The organism is Brevundimonas sanguinis (genome assembly GCF_029636725.1).
Taxonomy (GTDB): Bacteria; Pseudomonadota; Alphaproteobacteria; order Caulobacterales; family Caulobacteraceae; genus Brevundimonas; species Brevundimonas sanguinis.
In genome coordinates, this window is sequence record NZ_CP116770.1 from 870078 (window position 1) to 886950 (window position 16873).

The 16873-nt window shown below is 67.7% G+C and carries 19 protein-coding genes and 1 riboswitch; of the genes, 8 read left to right on the forward strand and 11 right to left on the reverse strand.

Annotated elements, in window-relative coordinates:
- The first annotated feature begins 95 nt into the window (after positions 1-95).
- From PIB44_RS04495 to PIB44_RS04515, 5 genes are all read left to right on the forward strand, one after another.
- Positions 96-467, forward strand: a complete 372-nt coding sequence (locus PIB44_RS04495) for an AtpZ/AtpI family protein (protein ID WP_278070573.1) — start codon at positions 96-98, stop codon at positions 465-467.
- Between the two features lie 5 nt (positions 468-472).
- Positions 473-1261 carry a F0F1 ATP synthase subunit A gene (locus PIB44_RS04500; protein WP_025978384.1) on the forward strand — a complete coding sequence of 263 codons (789 nt, stop codon included), beginning with the start codon at positions 473-475 and terminating at the stop codon, positions 1259-1261.
- Positions 1262-1319: 58 nt separating this feature from the next.
- Complete coding sequence (locus PIB44_RS04505; protein WP_003168985.1) at positions 1320-1544, forward strand: F0F1 ATP synthase subunit C; 225 nt, start codon at positions 1320-1322, stop codon at positions 1542-1544.
- Between the two features lie 80 nt (positions 1545-1624).
- Positions 1625-2197, forward strand: coding sequence for a F0F1 ATP synthase subunit B family protein (locus PIB44_RS04510; protein WP_278070574.1), 573 nt, complete (start codon positions 1625-1627; stop codon positions 2195-2197).
- Between the two features lies 1 nt (position 2198).
- Complete coding sequence (locus PIB44_RS04515) at positions 2199-2714, forward strand: F0F1 ATP synthase subunit B (RefSeq protein WP_278070575.1); 516 nt, start codon at positions 2199-2201, stop codon at positions 2712-2714.
- A 112-nt stretch (positions 2715-2826) separates the two neighbouring features.
- Here the strand turns inward: PIB44_RS04515 and PIB44_RS04520 are convergent, their stop codons facing one another.
- The 6 genes from PIB44_RS04520 to gcvT form a co-directional block, all read right to left on the reverse strand.
- On the reverse strand, positions 2827-3297 hold the full coding sequence (locus PIB44_RS04520; protein WP_025978381.1) for a DUF6789 family protein: 471 nt from the start codon (positions 3295-3297) through the stop codon (positions 2827-2829).
- Positions 3298-3416: 119 nt separating this feature from the next.
- Positions 3417-3833 (reverse strand): PGPGW domain-containing protein, encoded by a 417-nt coding sequence (locus PIB44_RS04525; protein WP_278070576.1) that lies wholly within the window; start codon positions 3831-3833, stop codon positions 3417-3419.
- 156 nt (positions 3834-3989) lie between these two features.
- Positions 3990-5567, reverse strand: a complete 1578-nt coding sequence (gene gcvPB, locus PIB44_RS04530) for an aminomethyl-transferring glycine dehydrogenase subunit GcvPB (protein ID WP_278070577.1) — start codon at positions 5565-5567, stop codon at positions 3990-3992.
- A gap of 14 nt (positions 5568-5581) precedes the next feature.
- Positions 5582-6928: an aminomethyl-transferring glycine dehydrogenase subunit GcvPA gene (gcvPA, locus tag PIB44_RS04535; RefSeq protein ID WP_278070578.1), complete on the reverse strand. Its 1347-nt coding sequence runs from the start codon at positions 6926-6928 to the stop codon at positions 5582-5584.
- Positions 6929-7047: 119 nt separating this feature from the next.
- Complete coding sequence (gene gcvH / locus PIB44_RS04540; protein WP_278070579.1) at positions 7048-7413, reverse strand: glycine cleavage system protein GcvH; 366 nt, start codon at positions 7411-7413, stop codon at positions 7048-7050.
- A 136-nt stretch (positions 7414-7549) separates the two neighbouring features.
- On the reverse strand, positions 7550-8659 hold the full coding sequence (gene gcvT / locus PIB44_RS04545; protein WP_278070580.1) for a glycine cleavage system aminomethyltransferase GcvT: 1110 nt from the start codon (positions 8657-8659) through the stop codon (positions 7550-7552).
- 160 nt (positions 8660-8819) lie between these two features.
- Positions 8820-8916: riboswitch (glycine riboswitch) on the reverse strand.
- A gap of 113 nt (positions 8917-9029) precedes the next feature.
- On the opposite strand from gcvT, the gene PIB44_RS04550 reads away from it, so the two are divergent.
- Entirely contained in the window at positions 9030-9998 is a 969-nt protein-coding gene (locus PIB44_RS04550; RefSeq protein WP_278070581.1) for a class 1 fructose-bisphosphatase, read from the forward strand.
- Positions 9999-10002: 4 nt separating this feature from the next.
- A complete protein-coding gene (gene pncA, locus PIB44_RS04555; protein ID WP_278070582.1) occupies positions 10003-10632 on the forward strand; it encodes a bifunctional nicotinamidase/pyrazinamidase in 630 nt (209 codons plus the stop codon).
- 154 nt (positions 10633-10786) lie between these two features.
- On the opposite strand, the gene PIB44_RS04560 is transcribed toward pncA, so the two are convergent.
- From PIB44_RS04560 to PIB44_RS04570, 3 genes are all read right to left on the reverse strand, one after another.
- Positions 10787-11800, reverse strand: a complete 1014-nt coding sequence (locus PIB44_RS04560; protein ID WP_376787728.1) for an adenosine deaminase — start codon at positions 11798-11800, stop codon at positions 10787-10789.
- Between the two features lie 179 nt (positions 11801-11979).
- Complete coding sequence (argS, locus tag PIB44_RS04565; RefSeq protein ID WP_278070584.1) at positions 11980-13779, reverse strand: arginine--tRNA ligase; 1800 nt, start codon at positions 13777-13779, stop codon at positions 11980-11982.
- A 3-nt stretch (positions 13780-13782) separates the two neighbouring features.
- A complete protein-coding gene (locus tag PIB44_RS04570) occupies positions 13783-14430 on the reverse strand; it encodes a hypothetical protein (RefSeq protein ID WP_025978371.1) in 648 nt (215 codons plus the stop codon).
- Positions 14431-14579: 149 nt separating this feature from the next.
- Between PIB44_RS04570 and ispH the strand changes: the two genes are divergently transcribed.
- Entirely contained in the window at positions 14580-15551 is a 972-nt protein-coding gene (gene ispH / locus PIB44_RS04575; RefSeq protein WP_278070585.1) for a 4-hydroxy-3-methylbut-2-enyl diphosphate reductase, read from the forward strand.
- A 68-nt stretch (positions 15552-15619) separates the two neighbouring features.
- On the opposite strand, the gene PIB44_RS04580 is transcribed toward ispH, so the two are convergent.
- Positions 15620-16186: a DUF3035 domain-containing protein gene (locus PIB44_RS04580; RefSeq protein WP_278070586.1), complete on the reverse strand. Its 567-nt coding sequence runs from the start codon at positions 16184-16186 to the stop codon at positions 15620-15622.
- Positions 16187-16255: 69 nt separating this feature from the next.
- The gene (gene lspA, locus PIB44_RS04585) at positions 16256-16783 is read right to left on the reverse strand and encodes a signal peptidase II (protein ID WP_278070587.1); all 528 of its coding nucleotides are present in this window, start codon (positions 16781-16783) and stop codon (positions 16256-16258) included.
- Between the last annotated feature and the right edge of the window lie 90 nt (positions 16784-16873).

Consider the following 16873-nt stretch of genomic DNA (forward strand, 5'->3'; position numbering starts at 1 on the left):
GGAGGCCGCCTTGACCTGAAGGCCTCCCGCCTATAGGTTCCGCGCCGAAATTCAGACCCGATCCGGCCCCGGCCGGGCGCTGACCAAACAGGCCCATGTCCCCGACGAAGGAATCGCGCGAAGAGGCGATCAAACGCCTCCACCAAAGCGCATCCGCGCTGGAGGCGAAGGTTCAGGCGGACAAGTCCGTCGAGGTCGCTGCGCAGAAGGTGGTCGGCCAGGCTTATCGCATCATCGCCGAACTGCTGGGCGGGGTGCTGATCGGTCTTGCACTTGGTTTTGGCGTCGACCGGCTGTTCGGGACGACGCCGATAGGCGTTGTGGGCGGGGTCCTTCTGGGCTTCGCCTTATCGGTTTATATGGCGCGCCGCACAGCCAACCGGCTGATGGCGCAGGCCAAGGCGGCGGGTTTGCCCCAACAGGGCAAACCTATCGTCGAGGCTGACGAAGAAAACAGGGAACGATAGGCTTAATGGCCGGTCCGATTGAACAATTTGAGGTCAAGCCGCTCGTAGAGTTCGGCACGGTCAATGTTCCCGTCCTGGGCGAGCAGGTGATCGCGATCACCAATTCGCACGTGGCCATGACCATCGCCTTCGCCGGCGTGGTGGGCTTCCTGGCCCTGGCGACCTCGGGCGCCAAGGTGGTGCCGGGCCGGATGCAAGCGGCGGGCGAGAGCCTGTTCGGCATGGTCGACAACCTGGCCAACTCCATCATCGGGCACGAAGGCCGCAAGTACTTCCCCTTCGCCTTCACCATGTTCCTGATGGTGCTGTCGATGAACCTGCTGGGCATGTTCCTGACCTTTACCGCCACCTCGCAACTGGCCGTGACCGTCACCCTGGGCCTGATCTCCTTCCTGACGGTTGTCGTGGTCGGTCTGGTCAAGAACGGCGTCGGCTTCCTGAAGCTGTTCTGGCCCGCAGGCGCGCCGCTGCTGCTGCGCCCCGTCGTCGGCCTGATCGAGTTCGTCTCCTTCCTGCTGCGCCCGGCCACCCTGGCTCTTCGTCTGTTCGGCAACATGCTGGGCGGCCACGTGGCGCTGAAGATCTTCGCCCAGTTCGTCGTTCAGCTGGGCGCGGTGGCCATCGTCACCGGCGGCCTGGCCTACGCCTTCATCCCGGTGGCGGCCCTGTCGCTGGGCATGGTCGTGGCGATGACGGCGCTCGAGTTCCTGGTGGCCTTCCTTCAGGCCTTCGTTTTCACCGTTCTGACCTGCATCTACCTCAACGATGTGGTCAACCTGGGCGATGGCCACTAAGGCTTGAGTTCAGTTCGTAACCCTACCCTCCAACGCTCCAAGAAATTAGGAAATCATCATGGACGCTGAAGCCGCTAAGTACATCGGCGCTGGTCTGGCCACCCTCGGCATGATCGGCTCGGCCCTGGCCGTCGGCAACATCTTCGGCAACTTCTTGGCCGGCGCTCTGCGCAACCCGGCTGCTGCCGCCTCGCAAGTCGGCAACCTGTTCGTCGGCGCGGCTCTGGCCGAAGCCCTGGGCATCCTGGCCTTCGTGCTGGGCGTCCTGATGATCTTCGGCTGATCCCAGCCCACGATCTCTCAGAATCGGCGGCGCGCGGGCCTGACCTGCGCGCCGCTGTCCTGATCTAGCGAAGACGGTTCATGGCCAGCACACCCACACTTGACGTTCAGACCCCGGCGCCGGGCGACCTCCATGCGGAGACGCAGGCGACGGCCGAGCATGCCTCGGGCGGTCTGCCCCAGTTCGAATTCCAGCACTGGGCGGGCCAGATCGGCTATCTGCTGATCCTGTTCGTCCTTCTGTACGTCCTGGTCGCCAAGGTCTTCGCCCCGCGCCTGCGGAAGGTGATGGACGAACGCGCCGACACGATCGACACCGCGATCGCCGCCGCCCGCTCGGTCCAGACCGAAGCGGCCGCTCAAGCCGAGGCCGCCCGCGCCGAGGTGGACAAGGCCCGCGCCGACGCCCGCGCGACCGCTGTCGCCGCCAAGCAGCGCGTCACCGAAGAATTCAATGCACGCCTGGCCGCCGATGAAGCCGTGGTCAACGCGCGCATCGCCGAAGCCGAAGGCGCCATCGCTAAGACCCGCGACGCCGCCATGGCGAACGTCTCGACCATCGCCTCGGACGCGGCGGGCGCCATGCTCGAGCGTCTGACCGGCAAGGCCGCGACCAACGCTGAACTGGCCGCCGCCATCAAGGGAGCCGCCTGATATGCCCGCCTTCCTGACCGGCCATTTCTATGATGTCGCTAACCCTGAGCTGTGGGTCGCCATCGGCCTGCTGATCTTCATCGCCATCGTGGTGATGGCGGGCGTGCCCAAGCTGGTCGCGACCAGCCTGGACGCCAAGGCCGCCAAGATCCAGGGCGACCTGGACGAGGCCGCCCGCCTGCGCGCCGAAGCCGAAGCCATGCTGGCCCAGATCCGTCAGGAGAAGGCCGAGGCTGAAGCTCAGGCCGCCGACCTGCTGGCCACGGCTGAAGCCGACGCCAAGCGTCTGGAAGCCGAAGCCAAGGCCCGTATCGAGGAATCGACCGCTCGCCGTCAGGCTCTGGCCGAGCGCCGGATCGCGCAGGCCGAGGCCGAGGCCACGCAAGAGGTCAAGGCCGCCGCCGCGGACCTGGCCGCCAAGGCCGCTAAACAGATCCTGGCCGCCCGCATCGCTGACGCCAAGACGGACCCGCTGCTCGACCAGGCCATCGGCCAGATCGGCGGCAAGCTGAACTGATCGCCGACCGCGTTTAGTCAGACCCGAAACGCATCAGGCCCCGCCGGCGACGGCGGGGCCTTTTGCTGTTCAAGATCCGGTTGTCGGGATCAAGGACGGTTCAGACTGTCGGTTAATGGGCCGGAGCGGCTCCGATCGGCGCGGCGCCGCGCTTCTCACGTTCGACCAGCCGGGCGTAGGCATTGCCCAGGACGCCGCCGAAGACCATGTGCAGCGCCAGCATCCAGCCGATGGTGCCGAAGCCGGACGAGCCGGTGAAGGTCCGGTTATCGCCGCTCATAGTGATGACCAGCATCATCGCCACCCAGGCGGCGACGGCGAAGACGATGCCCTTGGTGATGGGCGTAGCCGTCGGCAGTCGCGGATAGAGGACGCCGAACAGCGACCCCAGCACAAAGGTGCCCATGACCAGGTGGATGGCCCATCCCGCCGCCATATTGCCTGGCATGCCGAACATGCGGGCTACGACCCCCGGAAAGGGATCGAACAGGTGGTTGAGGAACAGATTGGCGAGCTCAAGCACGGAAACCACGACGGTAGCGATGAAACCGGCGATAATTCCCTTTTTTACGCGTGACATCATGTGAACAGCGCCTCCCAACGCCTATCAACCTCGTGACTACGCAAGGGGGAGCATACGCCGTTCAGGGGCGCTCGGGGGTGAACCCGGTTCACATTCCTGTGTTCGCCTTAGCTTGGCCTTTATTGCCGGAAGGCGCGCCAGCCCCGGCGCAGGCGGCGACGAAAGCGCGCCAGCGGGCGGCGACGGCGGCGCAGCACCATCTTTTCGGCGCGCAGGGTCTGCTGCCAGAAGACGGGGGCGATCTCGGGCTTTTTCCGCATCAGGCGGCGGAAGGGGTACACCCATTTGGGCCGGGCGCGCTGGGCGCGGATGAACTGTCGCTTGGCCCACCAGGAGTTGCGCAGCACGATCACCAGACCCAGGGCGATGACGGGCACGCCGCCGGGGCCGGGCAGGGGCGCGATCAGTATGCCCAGCAGGATGACGAAGAAGCCCACGCCCATCAGCGCCAGACGGCGCACGCGCCGGGCCAGCCCCAGACGGGGCGGCGGCGGGTTCAGAGAGGGCAGGACCAGGGTCACAGGGCGGCGGCTCAATCAAGATTGCGGCCAGGGAGGGCCGACAATCAGTAAACGCACGAGACAAGGCCGAAAGGCGGCGTCGCCATGACGCTTTCGTAAGTCGGCTCAGAAATGCAGAACGCCGTGTCCTGAAAGACACGGCGTTCCCTGAACCCAAGCTTGCGGGAGCGATCAGCCCGCGCGGTTCGAGCCTTCCGGGGCGGCCCAGCGCAGACGCGGGGAGCGCGCGGCGCGGGTCTCGTCCAGACGCCGCAGGGGCGCATGGAAGGGCGCGCCCTTGAAGCGTTCGACGTCCCCGGCCTTGGCGGCCTCGGCCAGCAGGCGCATGGCCTCGATGAAGCGGTCCAGCTCGGCCTTGGACTCGGTCTCGGTCGGCTCGATCAGCATGGCCCCGTGGACGACCAGGGGGAAGTACATGGTCATCGGGTGGAAACCCTCGTCGATCATCGCCTTGGCGAAGTCGAGCGTGGTGATGTCCGTGCCCTTCAGCCATTCGTCGTCGAACAGGGCTTCGTGCATGCAGGGGCCTTCGGGGAAGGCCGGGCTCATCAGGTCCTCGAGGCGGGCCTTGATGTAGTTGGCGTTCAGCACCGCGTCCTCGGCGACCTGACGCAGGCCGTCCGAGCCGTGGCTCATCATGTAGCTCAGGGCGCGCACATACATGCCCATCTGCCCCTGGAAGGCGCACAGACGGCCGAAGGCCTGTTCGGCCTCGTCTTCCTCGCGCTCGACCAACTTGTAGCCGTCGCCCGTGTTCACGACCCACGGAGCGGGTGCGAACGGGGCCAGGGCTTCCGACAACACCACCGGACCGGCGCCCGGACCGCCGCCGCCGTGCGGCGTCGAAAAGGTCTTGTGCAGGTTGATGTGCATGGCGTCGACGCCCAGGTCGCCGGGGCGCACCCGGCCGACGATGGCGTTGAAGTTGGCGCCGTCGCAGTAGAAGTAGGCGCCCGCTTCGTGCGTCAGGCGGCTAATCTCCAGGATGTCGCGCTCGAACAGGCCGCAGGTGTTCGGGTTGGTGACCATGATGGCCGCCACGTCCGGACCCAGCTTGGACGCCAGATCGGCCACGTCCACGCGGCCGTCGTCGGTCTGGGCGACCTCGACCACCGAATAGCCGACGAAGGCGGCGGTGGCCGGGTTGGTGCCGTGGGCCGAGGTCGGGACCAGCACCTTGCGGCGCTGCTCATGCTCGCCCTTGGCCTCGTGGGCGGCGCGGATGGCCATCAGGCCGCACAGCTCGCCGTGGGCCCCGGCCTTGGGCGACAACGCCACCGCAGGCATGCCCGTCAGCGTCGTCAGCCAGTGGGCCAACTGGTCCATCAGCTCCAGCGCGCCCTGCACCGTCGATTGCGGCTGGAGCGGGTGGATGTCCGAGAAGCCCGGCAGGCGCGCCATCTTCTCGTTCAGGCGCGGGTTGTGCTTCATCGTGCACGACCCCAGCGGATAGATGGCCAGGTCGATGGCGTGGTTCTTCTGGCTCAGGCGCACATAGTGGCGCATGGCCTCGGGCTCCGACAGGCCGGGCAGGCCGATCGGATCCTTGCGGACCAGGTCGCCCAGGTCCGAGCCGTCCGTGGCGGGCTTGGGCAGGTCAACGCCGGTCTTGCCCCAGCCTTCGCCTTCAAAGATCAGCGGCTCGTCCTGCAGCAGGCCGCGCCCGCCGGTCAGGGTGGCGGGTTTGTAGTTGGCGTCCAGGCCTTCGTTCGGGGCGGTCGGACGGCCGACAGTGTTCATCGTGCTCATGATTCCAATCTCCCTCAGGCGGCCAGAACCTTGGCGAGCGCACCCGCCAGGATCTTAATGTCGGCGTCCAGCGTCGTCTCGGTGGCGGCGACCAGCAGGACGTCGTCGAGGCCCGCATCCGGGTTCAGGCGGCTGTAGGGCACGCCGCACAGGACGCCGTTGTCGGCCATGGTCTGCACCACGTCAGCAGCGTTTTTCGGCAGCTTGACCGCGAACTCGTTGAAGAAGCGCGGGGTCAGGATTTCGACGCCCGGAATGGCGGCCAGGGCGTCGCGCGTGGCGAGCGCCTTTTCGTGGTTCAGCAGGGCCAGCTGGCGCAGGCCCGTCTCGCCCAGCAAGCTCATGTGGATGCTGAACGCCAGGCAGCAGAGCCCTGAGTTGGTGCAGATGTTCGACGTGGCCTTGTCGCGGCGGATGTGCTGCTCGCGCGTCGACAGGGTCAGGACGAAGCCGCGCTTGCCCTCGGCGTCCACCGTCTCGCCGCAATAGCGGCCGGGCGTCTGGCGCAGCAGTTTCTCGCGAGTGGCGAACAGGCCGATGTAGGGGCCGCCGAAGTTCAGGGCGTTGCCGATCGACTGGCCCTCGGCCGCGACGATGTCGGCGCCCATTTCGCCGGGCGACTTCAGCAGGCCCATCGACACGGCTTCGGTGACGACGACGATCAGCAGGGCGCCTGCAGCCTGGGCGGCCTCGGCGATCTTGGTGACGTCGGTGGCGGTGCCGAAGACGTTCGGGGTCTGGACGACGACGCAGGCCGTGTCCTTGTCGATGGCGGCGATGACGGCGTCTTCGGCGTCGACCGCGGGCTTTAGCGCCTGGGTCTCGACGCCGACGGCGTGGACCACGGTCTCGGTCGCCTTGACGTAGTGGGGATGCACGCCGCCCGAGATGACGGCCTTGTTGCGGCGGGTCACGCGGGTGGCCATCAGCACGCCTTCGGCCATGGCGGTCGAGCCGTCATAGAGCGAGGCGTTGGCGACTTCCATGCCGGTCAGGTTCGCGACCTGGGTCTGGAACTCGTACAGGTACTGCAGCGTGCCCTGAGCGATTTCCGGCTGATAGGGGGTGTAGCTGGTCAGGAACTCCGACCGCTGGATCACGTGATCGACCGTGGCCGGGATATGGTGCTTGTAGGCGCCGGCGCCGCAGAAGAAGGGCACGGTCGAGGCCGTGGCGTTCTTGCCCGCCATGGCCGAGAGGGCGCGTTCGACCTCCAGCTCGCCCGCCACGCGGGGCAGGTCGACGAAGCCGTCGCGGCGCGCGGCCTGCGGCACGTCGATGAACAGGTCGTAGATGGATTTGGCGCCGATGGCGGCCAGCATGGCCTCGCGATCGTCGGGCGTCAGGGGGAGGTAGCGCATTACTTTATTCCGCTCATCCCCGCGGAAGCGGGGACCCAGGTTTAAGCTTCAAACAACCGCTGCTTGATCCCAAAGAACTGGGTCCCCGCTTCCGCGGGGATGAGCGGAGAGGGGAGACCTTAGAGGGTGGTCAGATAGGCGTCGTAGGCGGCGCGGTCCATCAGGCCGTCCAGCACCGAGGCGTCGGACACCTTGATCTTGGCGAACCAGCCTTCGCCCTCGGCATCGGCGTTGACGGTTTCCGGGGCGGTCGCCAGCACGACGTTGCCTTCGATCACTTCACCGGCGATCGGCGCGTAGACGTCCGAGGCGGCCTTGACCGATTCCACGACGGCGAAGCTGTCGCCGACCGAGACGGTCTTGCCGGCTTCCGGCGTCTCGACGAACACCACGTCGCCCAGGGCGTCAGCCGCGTGCTTGGAGATGCCGACCGTGGCGACGTCGCCGTCCAGGCGAACCCACTCGTGATCCTTGGTGAACTTCATTCTGGTCTTCCTTTTTTGTCTTGTCATCCTCGGGCTTGACCCGAGGATCGAGCCCGGGAGCGGGCGATTGGTCTAAAACTTCCAGCGTCGAGGGGCGGACCGCCCGGCCTTCGGGTCGAGCCCGAGGGTGACGATCTTATTTCGGCTTCCGATAGTAGCGGGTCGGCACGAAAGGCGTGGCGACGACTTCGGCGGCGGCGGGGCGGCCGCGCACCAGAACCTTCAGTTCGGTGCCGACTTCAGCGAAGGCGGGCGGCACATAGCCCATGGCGATGTTGCGCCCCTGCGACGGCGAGGGGCCGCCCGAGGTGATCTTGCCGATCAGGTTTCCGTCCATGTCGGCGATCTCGGCGCCTTCGCGGGCCGGGGCGCCTTCCTTGACGTGCAGGCCGATGCGGACGCGCGCCGGGCCGTCGGCCAGTTGCTTCAGGATGACGTCGGCCCCGGCGAAGTCGGCGCGCTCCTTGCGCGACTTGGACAGGGCGAAGGTCAGGCCGGCCTCGACCGGGGTGGTCTCAGCGTCGACGTCGTGGCCGTGCAGCGGCAGACCGGCTTCCAGACGCAAGGAGTCGCGCGCGCCCAGACCGACCGGCTTCACCCGCGCGTCCGACAGCAGGAGGTTCCAGACGCGCTCGGCGGCGGCGCTGGGCAGCGAAATCTCATAGCCGTCTTCGCCGGTGTAGCCCGAGCGCGAGACGATGCAGTCTTCGTCAAACAGACGGATGGCGCGGCAATCCATGAAGCCCATGTCCGCCAGCTCCGCCGAATGGGCGGCCATGACGGCGGCGGCTTCCGGGCCTTGGATAGCCAGAAGGGCGCGGTCCAGCACCTCCAGCTTGGCGTCGCCCGACAGCTCGGCGTTCAGGAAGGCGAAGTCCGCATCCTTATTGCCGGCGTTGACGACGATGTAGAGGCCGTCCTCGAACGGCTTGCCCGCCATCAGGTCGTCCATCACGCCGCCCTGCTCGTTCAGCAGCAGGGTGTATTTTTGCTTGCCGGGCTTCACGATCGCATAGTCGCCGGGCACGAAGCGTTCGAACTGCGCAATCGCGTCGGCGCCGGTGATCTTGGCCTGGCCCATGTGGGAGACGTCGAACAGGCCGGCGTGCTCGCGGGTCCAGCGGTGCTCGGCCAGCACCCCTTCATACTGGACCGGCATGTCATAGCCGCCGAAGCCGACCATGCGGGCGCCCAGCGCGCGATGCGCGGCGTTGAGGGGGGTAGTCTTAAGGGCCTGATCGCTCATGGCGTCGCCTCCGGGTCGCAGGTTGCGGCGATAGCTTCGCCGTCGTTGCGCCCCCGCTGTCCTGAAGCCTGAGAGATTCCGACCGTTCCCGAAAAGGTTCGGCCTTGCTCCGTCGGCGCGCGTCGGGACCCTCCGTCCTTCGGCGACTTTCCAGCGTCCGTGCGCTTTCGCGGTCCTTTTGCCTGAGCGTTTCCGGGGCGGTTGCGCCTTCGGCTCCGGGCGCCGCGAACGGCCCCGGTCTCTCCCGCGAGAGCGTTCGACCTAAGGCCGCGAATCCAGCGCCGAGTCAAGCGGCGCCGGACTTGCCGCCGTCGATCCTAGGGGCCATGAGGGGCGGAACCGCGCTTCGCCACAGGATTTGAAGGACGTCATGACCGCCCGCACCGATCTCGCCGCCCACCTCGCCTCCCTCGACCTGCCGCAGGGACTGGTCGAGACGCTGACGACGGCGGCCGCCGCCTGCGTCCAGATCCGCCAGGTGGTGGCGGGCGGCGCCCTGGTCGGGGCGCTGGGCGCATCGGGCGCCGTGAATGTGCAGGACGAAGAGCAGAAGAAGCTGGACGTCATCGCCGACGATCTGCTGACCGAGGCCCTGCTGGCCTGCCCCGCCGTGGCCGGCGTGGCGTCCGAGGAAAAGGACACAATGCAGCCCTCGGCCAATGCGGCGGGCGAGTATCTGGTGCTGTTCGACCCGCTGGACGGCTCGTCCAACATCGACATCAATGCGCCGGTCGGCACCATCGTCTCGGTGCTGAAGGCGCCATCGGCCCAGCCCAGCGAGGCCGACTTCCTGCAATCGGGCCGCTATCAGGTCGCGGCGCTCTACGCCCTCTACGCCGGTCAGGCCATGCTGCTGCTGACGACGGGCAAGGGGGTGGCGGGCTTCACCCTGGCGCCCGACGGCCGCTGGCTGATGACGCATGAGGACGTGCGCATCCCGGCCGATACGAAAGAGTTCGCCATCAACATGTCGAACCAGCGCCACTGGGCCGAGAGCGTCCAGCGCTACGTCGACGGCTGCCTGCAGGGCGCCGACGGCCCGCGCGGCAAGAACTTCAACATGCGCTGGGTCGCCGCCATGGTGGCCGACGTGCACCGCATCCTGATGCGCGGCGGCGTCTTCCTGTATCCGTGGGACAAGCGCGAGCCGAACAAGCCGGGCAAGCTGCGCCTGATGTATGAGGGCAACCCCATGTCCTTCCTGGTCGAGCAGGCGGGCGGGAAGTCTACCACCGACGGCAAGCAGGCCATCATGGACGTGACCCCCACCGAACTGCACCAGCGGGTGCCGGTCGTCCTCGGCTCGGCCAACGAAGTCGATCAGATCGCGGCGGCCTGACGCCATGCAGATCGCCGCCACTGATGCGCTCCTGGTCATCGACGCCCAGAACGATTTCTGCGAGGGCGGCGCCCTGGCGGTTCAGGGCGGGGCGGCGATCATGCCCCTGATCAACCGGCTGTCCGAGCGGTTCGCCACCGTCATCGCCACTCAGGACTGGCACACGCCGGACCAGATCAGCTTCGCCTCCAACCACGCGGGCGTCGCCCCCTTCACGCAGATCGAGGTCGCTTACGGCCCGCAGATGCTGTGGCCGGATCACTGCGTGCAGGGGACGCCGGGCGCGGACTTTCACCCCGACGCCGCGCCTGCCCTGACCAAGGCGCTGGCCGTGGTGCGCAAGGGCTACAACCCGGCGGTCGACAGCTATTCCGGCTTTTATGAGAACGACCACAAAACGGCGACGGGTCTGGCGGGCCTGCTGCGCGATCTGGGCGTGAAGCGCGTCTTCCTGTGCGGCCTGGCCTATGACTACTGCGTCCGCTTCACCGCCGAGGATGCGGTGCGCGAGGGTTTTGAGGCCGTGGTCATCGAGGACGCCTGTCGCGCCATCGCCCCGGACACGGCGGCGGCGGCCAAGGCCGGGTTCGCGGCGCTGGGCGTGGCGGAGATCGAAGCCAAGCGTCTTTTCTAGCCGCCCCGCTTCCCATTCCGCTCATCCCGGCGGACGCCGGGATCCAGTTCTTTGGCGACAGGCCCGCCGATGCCGACGGGCATCCTGTGCCGTGGAGCGCGTTGCTCTCACTGGATCCCGGCGTCCGCCGGGATGAGCGGTAGAGGGAGCCCGCTCAGTTCGCCGCCGCGTAGGCCTCGACCTCGGCGATCCGGGCGGCCTTGTCGGCGTCGGTGAGGAAGCTGCCCTCGAAGCTGTTCTTCGCCAATTGCACGACCTGTTCGCGGGTCAGGCCGACGGCTTCAGCCAACTGGATGTAGTTCGCGTTCACATAGCCGCCGAAATAGGAGGGGTCGTCCGAGTTCAGGGTGACGTGCAGGCCGCGGCGCAACATCTCGGGGACGGGGTGGTCCTTCAGGTCCTTGACCACGCACAGCTTCAGGTTCGACAGGGGACAGACCGTCAGCGTCATCTGCTCGGCGGCCAGACGGGCGATCAGGGCCTCGTCCTCCATCAAGCGGTTGCCGTGGTCCATGCGGTCGATGTGCAGCAGGTCCAGCGCCTCGCGGACGTATTCGGGCGGGCCTTCCTCACCGGCATGGGCGCACAGTTTCAGGCCCAGTTCGCGGGCGGCGGCGAAGACGCGCTGGAACTTGGACGGCGGGTGGCCGACCTCGGAGGAATCCAGTCCGACGCCGATGAAGTGGTGCAGGTAGGGCTTGGCGGCTTCCAGCGTGGCGAAGGCCTGGTCCTGGCTGAGGTGGCGCAGGAAGCTGAGGATCAGGCCCGACGTCACGCCCAGCTCGGCCTTGGCCCGGTCCATGCCCGCGATCAGGCCCTCGACCACGACGGGGAAGGGGACGCCCCGGTCGGTGTGGGTCTGGGGGTCGAAGAAGATCTCGGCGTGGCGGACGTTGTCTGCGGCGGCGCGCTGGAAATAGGCGAAGGCCAGGTCCTCGAAGTCCCGGCGCGTCAGCAGCACGGCGGCGCCCGCGTAATAGATGTCGAGGAAGTCCTGCAGGTTCGAAAAGTCATAGGCCGCGCGCACGGCCTCGACGCTGTCGTAGGGGATGGCGACGCCGTTGCGCTGCGCCAGTTCGAACATCAGTTCGGGCTCGAGCGAGCCTTCGATGTGCAGGTGCAGTTCGGCCTTGGGCAGGCCGGCGATGAAGGCGTCGAGGGCGGACATGAGGGGAGACTCCGTAGCGTGGGGCCAGCCTAGCATTTTTCCTCCCCATGCAATGGGGAGGGGGACCACGAAGTGGTGGAGGGGCGGAGCCGGGCGGAACAAAGCGGCCCCTCCGTCTCGTCGGCTTCGCCGTCGATCCACCTCCCCATCGCTCTGCGATAGGGAGGAGAAAGTCGATGCTACATCCGCTCGGGCGTCTCGATGCCCAGCAGGCGCAGGGCCGTCTCCAGCTGGTGCAGGGTCGCGGCGGCCAGGGCCAGGCGCGAGCCCTTGGTCGCGGCGTCGGGCGCAACCAGGATCGGGCAGGCGGCGTAGAATTTCGAGAAGCTCTGCGCCAGCCGATAGGCGTGTTCGGCGATCAGGTTGGGCGAACGCTTGTCATAGGCGTCCGCCGTGGCCGCGTCGAAGGCGTCCAGCGTCAGGGCCAGGTCGCGCTCGGCGGCTTCCTCGATGACGATTGGGCCCAGGGCCACGCCCTGTTCCGCCGCCTTGCGCAGCAGGGATTTCACCCGCACGGCCTGATACAGCAGATAGGGGCCGGTCTTGCCCTCGAAGCTCATGAAGCGGTCGAGGTCGAAGACGTAGCTGGTGGTGCGGTTGTTCGACAGGTCCGAGAATTTCAGCGCGGCGACCGCCACCTTATGGGCGATGTCCTCGAACTCCTCGGCGGGCAGGTCGTCGCCCAGCTTGGCCTCGTGCAGACGCTCGCGCGCCTTTTCCGTCGCCTGATCGATCAGGTCGCGCAGCTTCAGCACGCCGCCGGCGCGGGTCTTGAACGGCTTGCCGTCGGCGCCGTTCATGGTGCCGAAGCCGAGGTGTTCCAGCGACTTCTCAGGCGCGTATCCGGCCAGGTAGGCGGCGCGGAAGACCTGTTCGAAATGCTCGGCCTGACGCTCGTCCACGACGTAGAGGATCAGGTCCGGGCCGATCGACTTCTTGCGGTCTAGAATGGTGGCCAGGTCGGTCGTGCCGTACATGGCCGAGCCTTCCGAACTGATGACCAGCAGGGGCGGGGGCGACGGGGCCTCGATCACCGAGCCGTCGGCCAGCTTCTTCTTGCGCGTCTCGCCATCGCGGGCGACGTGGACCACCTGGGCGCCGTCGTCCTCGACCAACAGACCCTTGGTCTTCAGGTCGGCGATCATCTCGTCCATCAGGGGATCGGCGTCGCTCTCGCCGTTCCACAGGTCGAAGTCGACCGACAGGTCGTCATACTCGCGCTTCAGCGCCTCGCGGCTGACGGCGACGAAGTGGCGCCACAGGGCGCGATAGCCGGGGCGGCCGCCCTGCAGTTCGGCGGTCGCCTTGCGGGCGCGGTCGCGGAAGGCGGGGTCTTCCTTGGCCTTGCCCGCCGCCAGCGGATAGAGGCGGTCCAGGTCGGCCAGGGTGACCGGGGTTTCGGCCGGGAAGGGGCCGTCGCCCTCGGCCATGAAGGCGTCCGCCAGGCCTTCGTCGCCGCAGGCGGTGATCAGCAGGCCCATCTGGAAGCCCCAGTCGCCGAAGTGGGCGTCGCCGACCACGTCGTCGCCGCGCAGGCGGAACAACCGCTTCAGGCTCTCGCCGATGATGGCGCTGCGCAGGTGGCCGACGTGCATGGGCTTGGCCACGTTCGGGCCGCCGTAGTCGATAACCACCTTGCGCGGCTCGACGCGCGAGGCGCCGGCCAGTTCCTTATCCGCCGCGACCTCGGCCGCGCGCTGGGCGAGGGCCGCGTTCGACAGCTTCATGTTGATGAAGCCGGGACCGGCGACCTCGACCGAGCTAAGACGCGCATCGGCGGCCAGGCGCTCGGCCACCTTGGCGGCCAGTTCGCGCGGATTGGCCTTCAGCGCCTTGGCGGCGGCCAGGGCCCCGTTCGACTGGAAGTCGGCCAGGTCGGGACGGTCGGAGGCGGTGACGCGGGCCAGGGCCTTGTCCACGCCTTCGGCGGCGAAGGCGGCCCCGACCGCTTCGCTGAGGGAGGTCTTGAGGTCGGTCATGTCTTAGTCGTTCTGTTGGCCCGCAGTCGGACGGAACCGGCTGCCGGATCGGTTGAACTCGGCGTTTTCGGGCGTGATCTCAAAGCCGATCAGGACCTCGAAGTGGCCGCCGCTGGTGGTGGCCTCGGCGCGCGGGATGACGATGGTCTGGCTGGCTTCGGCCTGGGTGCGGTCGGCGCCGCCGAAGGTGACGGGCAGGTCGAAATATTCCTTGGCCAGAACAGCGGAGTTCCGCTCGGTCACGGCGATCCAGTAGCGATAGGTGTGGGCGTCGCCCTGCGCCTGCGGACCCTTGCCCAGGCTGAACAGCAGGTTCATGTCCAGGCGGATCGGATCGTCTTCGCGATAGGCGCAGTCCGAGGTCACGCCTTCGATCTCGCCGGTGAAGCCGACGCCGCTCGCCGACGGGCGCTCATAGTCCGCCAGCTCGACGTAGCGGGCCGCGTCGTAGAGAATCTTCACATAGGGGCAGGGGCCGGCGTTGGCGCGGCGGCTGAGCGGAGCGAAACGCATCGGGCGCGACGGCGCCTTTTCAGCCTTCTGTCCGCCCTGTTGGCCGCCTTGTGGGCGCCCGCTCTGGGCCTCGGCGGCGTGGGGGATCAGCGCGGCCGTAAGAGAAAGGGCGGCGAGGGCGGTCAGGACGCGACGCATCAGGAGCTTTCCGGCAGTCGAATGAAGGCGGGCCGATCAGACGCCCGAACGGGCCACGCTGGGTGGTGATAGCGGCTAAAGCGAGGCGCGGCAAACGGCGCGCGGACTTCCGGTGGCGATCCGGCGCGCAAAGTCCTAAGTTCGCGCCCATGAACGCGCCTGTCCCCCCTTCGCAGTTTCAACGCCGCCCCCTGTCCGTCCGCATGGCGACGCCGCGCGGCTTCTGCGCCGGGGTGGACCGGGCCATCCAGATCGTCGAGCGCGCCATCGAGAAATACGGCGCGCCTGTCTATGTGCGCCACGAGATCGTCCACAACCGTCACGTCGTCGACCGGCTGAAAGGGCTGGGCGCCGTCTTCGTCAAGGAACTGGACGAGTGTCCGGACGACCGGCCGGTGGTCTTCTCGGCTCATGGCGTGCCCAAGTCGGTGCCGGCCACCGCCCGTTCGCGCGAGATGCTGTTTCTGGACGCCACCTGCCCGCTGGTGTCCAAGGTCCACGTCGAGGCCGAGCGCAATTTTGCGGCGGGCCGCCACGTCATCCTGATCGGCCACGCGGGCCACCCCGAGGTGGTCGGCACCATGGGCCAGCTGCCCGCCGGGGCCATCAGCCTGGTCGAGACGGTCGAGGATGCGGAGAGCTTTCAGCGCCCCGGCGATCAGCCCCTGGCCTACGCCACCCAGACGACGCTGTCGGTGGACGATACCGCCGAGATTCTGGCGGCGCTGAAGCGGCGCTTCCCCGAACTGCCCGACCCGCACAAGGAAGACATCTGCTACGCCACCACCAACCGTCAGGAGGCGGTCAAACGTCTGGGCGACGGCTGCGGCCTGGTGCTGGTGGTGGGCTCCAAGAACTCCTCCAACTCGGCGCGACTGGTGGATGTGGCGCTGAAGGCGGGGGCCGGGGACGCGCGTCTGGTCGATGATGCGGGCGATCTGGACTGGAGCTGGTTCGACGGGGTCGAGACGGTGGGCCTGACCGCCGGGGCCTCGGCGCCCGAGCCGCTGGTGCAGGGGGTGATCGACGCCCTGCGGACCCGCTTCGACGTCACCGTGACCGAGGACGACGGCGCCCGCGAGACCGTGACCTTCAAACTGCCGCGCGCCCTGACGACCTGATCGGAACAGCAAAAAGGCGCGTCCGTCGAAACGAACGCGCCTCTAAACTTTCGCACGGCTGGGGCCGATTACAGGCCCGGCAGCTTGAAACGGCCATCCTTGCGCGGGGCGATGGTGATGCCTTCGCGGCCGCCGGTCAGCGCTTCCAGACGGGCCTGTTCGCTGGAGGCGTCGATGGTCTTGGCGCCCTCCGGCGTCTGGGTCACGGTCGCCGCCTGGCTGGACGGATCGTTCTTGCGCCAGAACATCAGGCGGTTGGCCCAGCTTTCTTCCTTGTGCGCCAGGTTGCCGAACTCGTCATCGACGACATAGCGGGCCAGCGGGTCGGCGCGATCGGCGCCGGCCTCGGCGGCCAGGACCTGTTCGCCCGGGGTGCGGGTCACGGCCTGACGCTGGCCCAGAAGGATCTGACGCGCGGCGCTTTCAGGGGCCAGTTCCTGCGGACGCGGGGCGCCCGGCGTCGGCGGGGTCAGGCCGTATTCGGGCGGCACCACCAGCGGGGCGCTGGCCACGGTGACGAATTCGTCCGGCACGACCTTGGACAGGCCGATGCTCTGCTTCATCGATCCGCAGGCGCTCAGGCTGAGGGCCGCGCCGGCGGCCAGGGTCGCGATCAGGACGGGACGGATACGCATGGGTCGTTCGGCTCCGGGAGGCGCGCCCGTCGGGGCGCTGGCTCGGGTCGATAAGTTAAGAGGGTGTGATTACGACTTTTCGTGGGCCGCGCCAACAGTCGTGCGACGCTCGGACAGGAAGCTGTCCAGGATCAGCAGCACGACCCCGACGGTGATACCGCTGTCGGCCACGTTGAAGATCCACGGGAACAGGCCGGTGCCCGAAAAGTCTAGGAAGTCCACCACGCCGCCGAAGCGGATGCGGTCGATCACGTTGCCGACGGCGCCGCCCATGACCAGGCCGATGGCCGCGACCAGCAGGCGGCGATTCGCCCGCGTCGCCCACCAGGCCAGCAGGCCCGCCACCACGACCGAGAAGATGCTCAGGATCCAGCGCCCGGCGCCGCCGCCGAACAGGCCGAAGCTGACGCCGGTGTTCAGCACATAGGTCAGGTTGAAGACAGGCGGCGTGACCTCGGCGATCCGGTAGCCGTCGGGAATGTGGGAGATATGGGCGGCGTCGATGGCCCCCAGCACCCAGGCCTTGGTCAACTGGTCCAGGATGATGACGGCCAAGGCGATGCCGTAGGCGCCGAGCGCGAGACGGGAAATCTTCATGTCCAGCCGGTTAGCAGGAAGACGTGCGGCGGCGAAGAGGGAAAGCGCAGACGGTTCGATCGTCAGCCCTGGCCTTTCCCCCCCGCTTTC

What these genes read in the sequence shown, in the direction of transcription:
- PIB44_RS04495 (WP_278070573.1), top strand. Translation starts at nt 96, where the DNA reads ATGTCCCCGACGAAGGAATCGCGCGAAGAGGCGATCAAACGCCTCCAC.
- PIB44_RS04500 (WP_025978384.1), top strand. Translation starts at nt 473, where the DNA reads ATGGCCGGTCCGATTGAACAATTTGAGGTCAAGCCGCTCGTAGAGTTC.
- PIB44_RS04505 (WP_003168985.1), top strand. Translation starts at nt 1,320, where the DNA reads ATGGACGCTGAAGCCGCTAAGTACATCGGCGCTGGTCTGGCCACCCTC.
- PIB44_RS04510 (WP_278070574.1), top strand. Translation starts at nt 1,625, where the DNA reads ATGGCCAGCACACCCACACTTGACGTTCAGACCCCGGCGCCGGGCGAC.
- PIB44_RS04515 (WP_278070575.1), top strand. Translation starts at nt 2,199, where the DNA reads ATGCCCGCCTTCCTGACCGGCCATTTCTATGATGTCGCTAACCCTGAG.
- PIB44_RS04520 (WP_025978381.1), bottom strand. Translation starts at nt 3,297, where the DNA reads ATGATGTCACGCGTAAAAAAGGGAATTATCGCCGGTTTCATCGCTACC.
- gcvPB (WP_278070577.1), bottom strand. Translation starts at nt 5,567, where the DNA reads ATGAGCACGATGAACACTGTCGGCCGTCCGACCGCCCCGAACGAAGGC.
- gcvPA (WP_278070578.1), bottom strand. Translation starts at nt 6,928, where the DNA reads ATGCGCTACCTCCCCCTGACGCCCGACGATCGCGAGGCCATGCTGGCC.
- gcvH (WP_278070579.1), bottom strand. Translation starts at nt 7,413, where the DNA reads ATGAAGTTCACCAAGGATCACGAGTGGGTTCGCCTGGACGGCGACGTC.
- gcvT (WP_278070580.1), bottom strand. Translation starts at nt 8,659, where the DNA reads ATGAGCGATCAGGCCCTTAAGACTACCCCCCTCAACGCCGCGCATCGC.
- PIB44_RS04550 (WP_278070581.1), top strand. Translation starts at nt 9,030, where the DNA reads ATGACCGCCCGCACCGATCTCGCCGCCCACCTCGCCTCCCTCGACCTG.
- pncA (WP_278070582.1), top strand. Translation starts at nt 10,003, where the DNA reads ATGCAGATCGCCGCCACTGATGCGCTCCTGGTCATCGACGCCCAGAAC.
- PIB44_RS04560 (WP_376787728.1), bottom strand. Translation starts at nt 11,800, where the DNA reads ATGTCCGCCCTCGACGCCTTCATCGCCGGCCTGCCCAAGGCCGAACTG.
- argS (WP_278070584.1), bottom strand. Translation starts at nt 13,779, where the DNA reads ATGACCGACCTCAAGACCTCCCTCAGCGAAGCGGTCGGGGCCGCCTTC.
- PIB44_RS04570 (WP_025978371.1), bottom strand. Translation starts at nt 14,430, where the DNA reads ATGCGTCGCGTCCTGACCGCCCTCGCCGCCCTTTCTCTTACGGCCGCG.
- ispH (WP_278070585.1), top strand. Translation starts at nt 14,580, where the DNA reads ATGAACGCGCCTGTCCCCCCTTCGCAGTTTCAACGCCGCCCCCTGTCC.
- PIB44_RS04580 (WP_278070586.1), bottom strand. Translation starts at nt 16,186, where the DNA reads ATGCGTATCCGTCCCGTCCTGATCGCGACCCTGGCCGCCGGCGCGGCC.
- lspA (WP_278070587.1), bottom strand. Translation starts at nt 16,783, where the DNA reads ATGAAGATTTCCCGTCTCGCGCTCGGCGCCTACGGCATCGCCTTGGCC.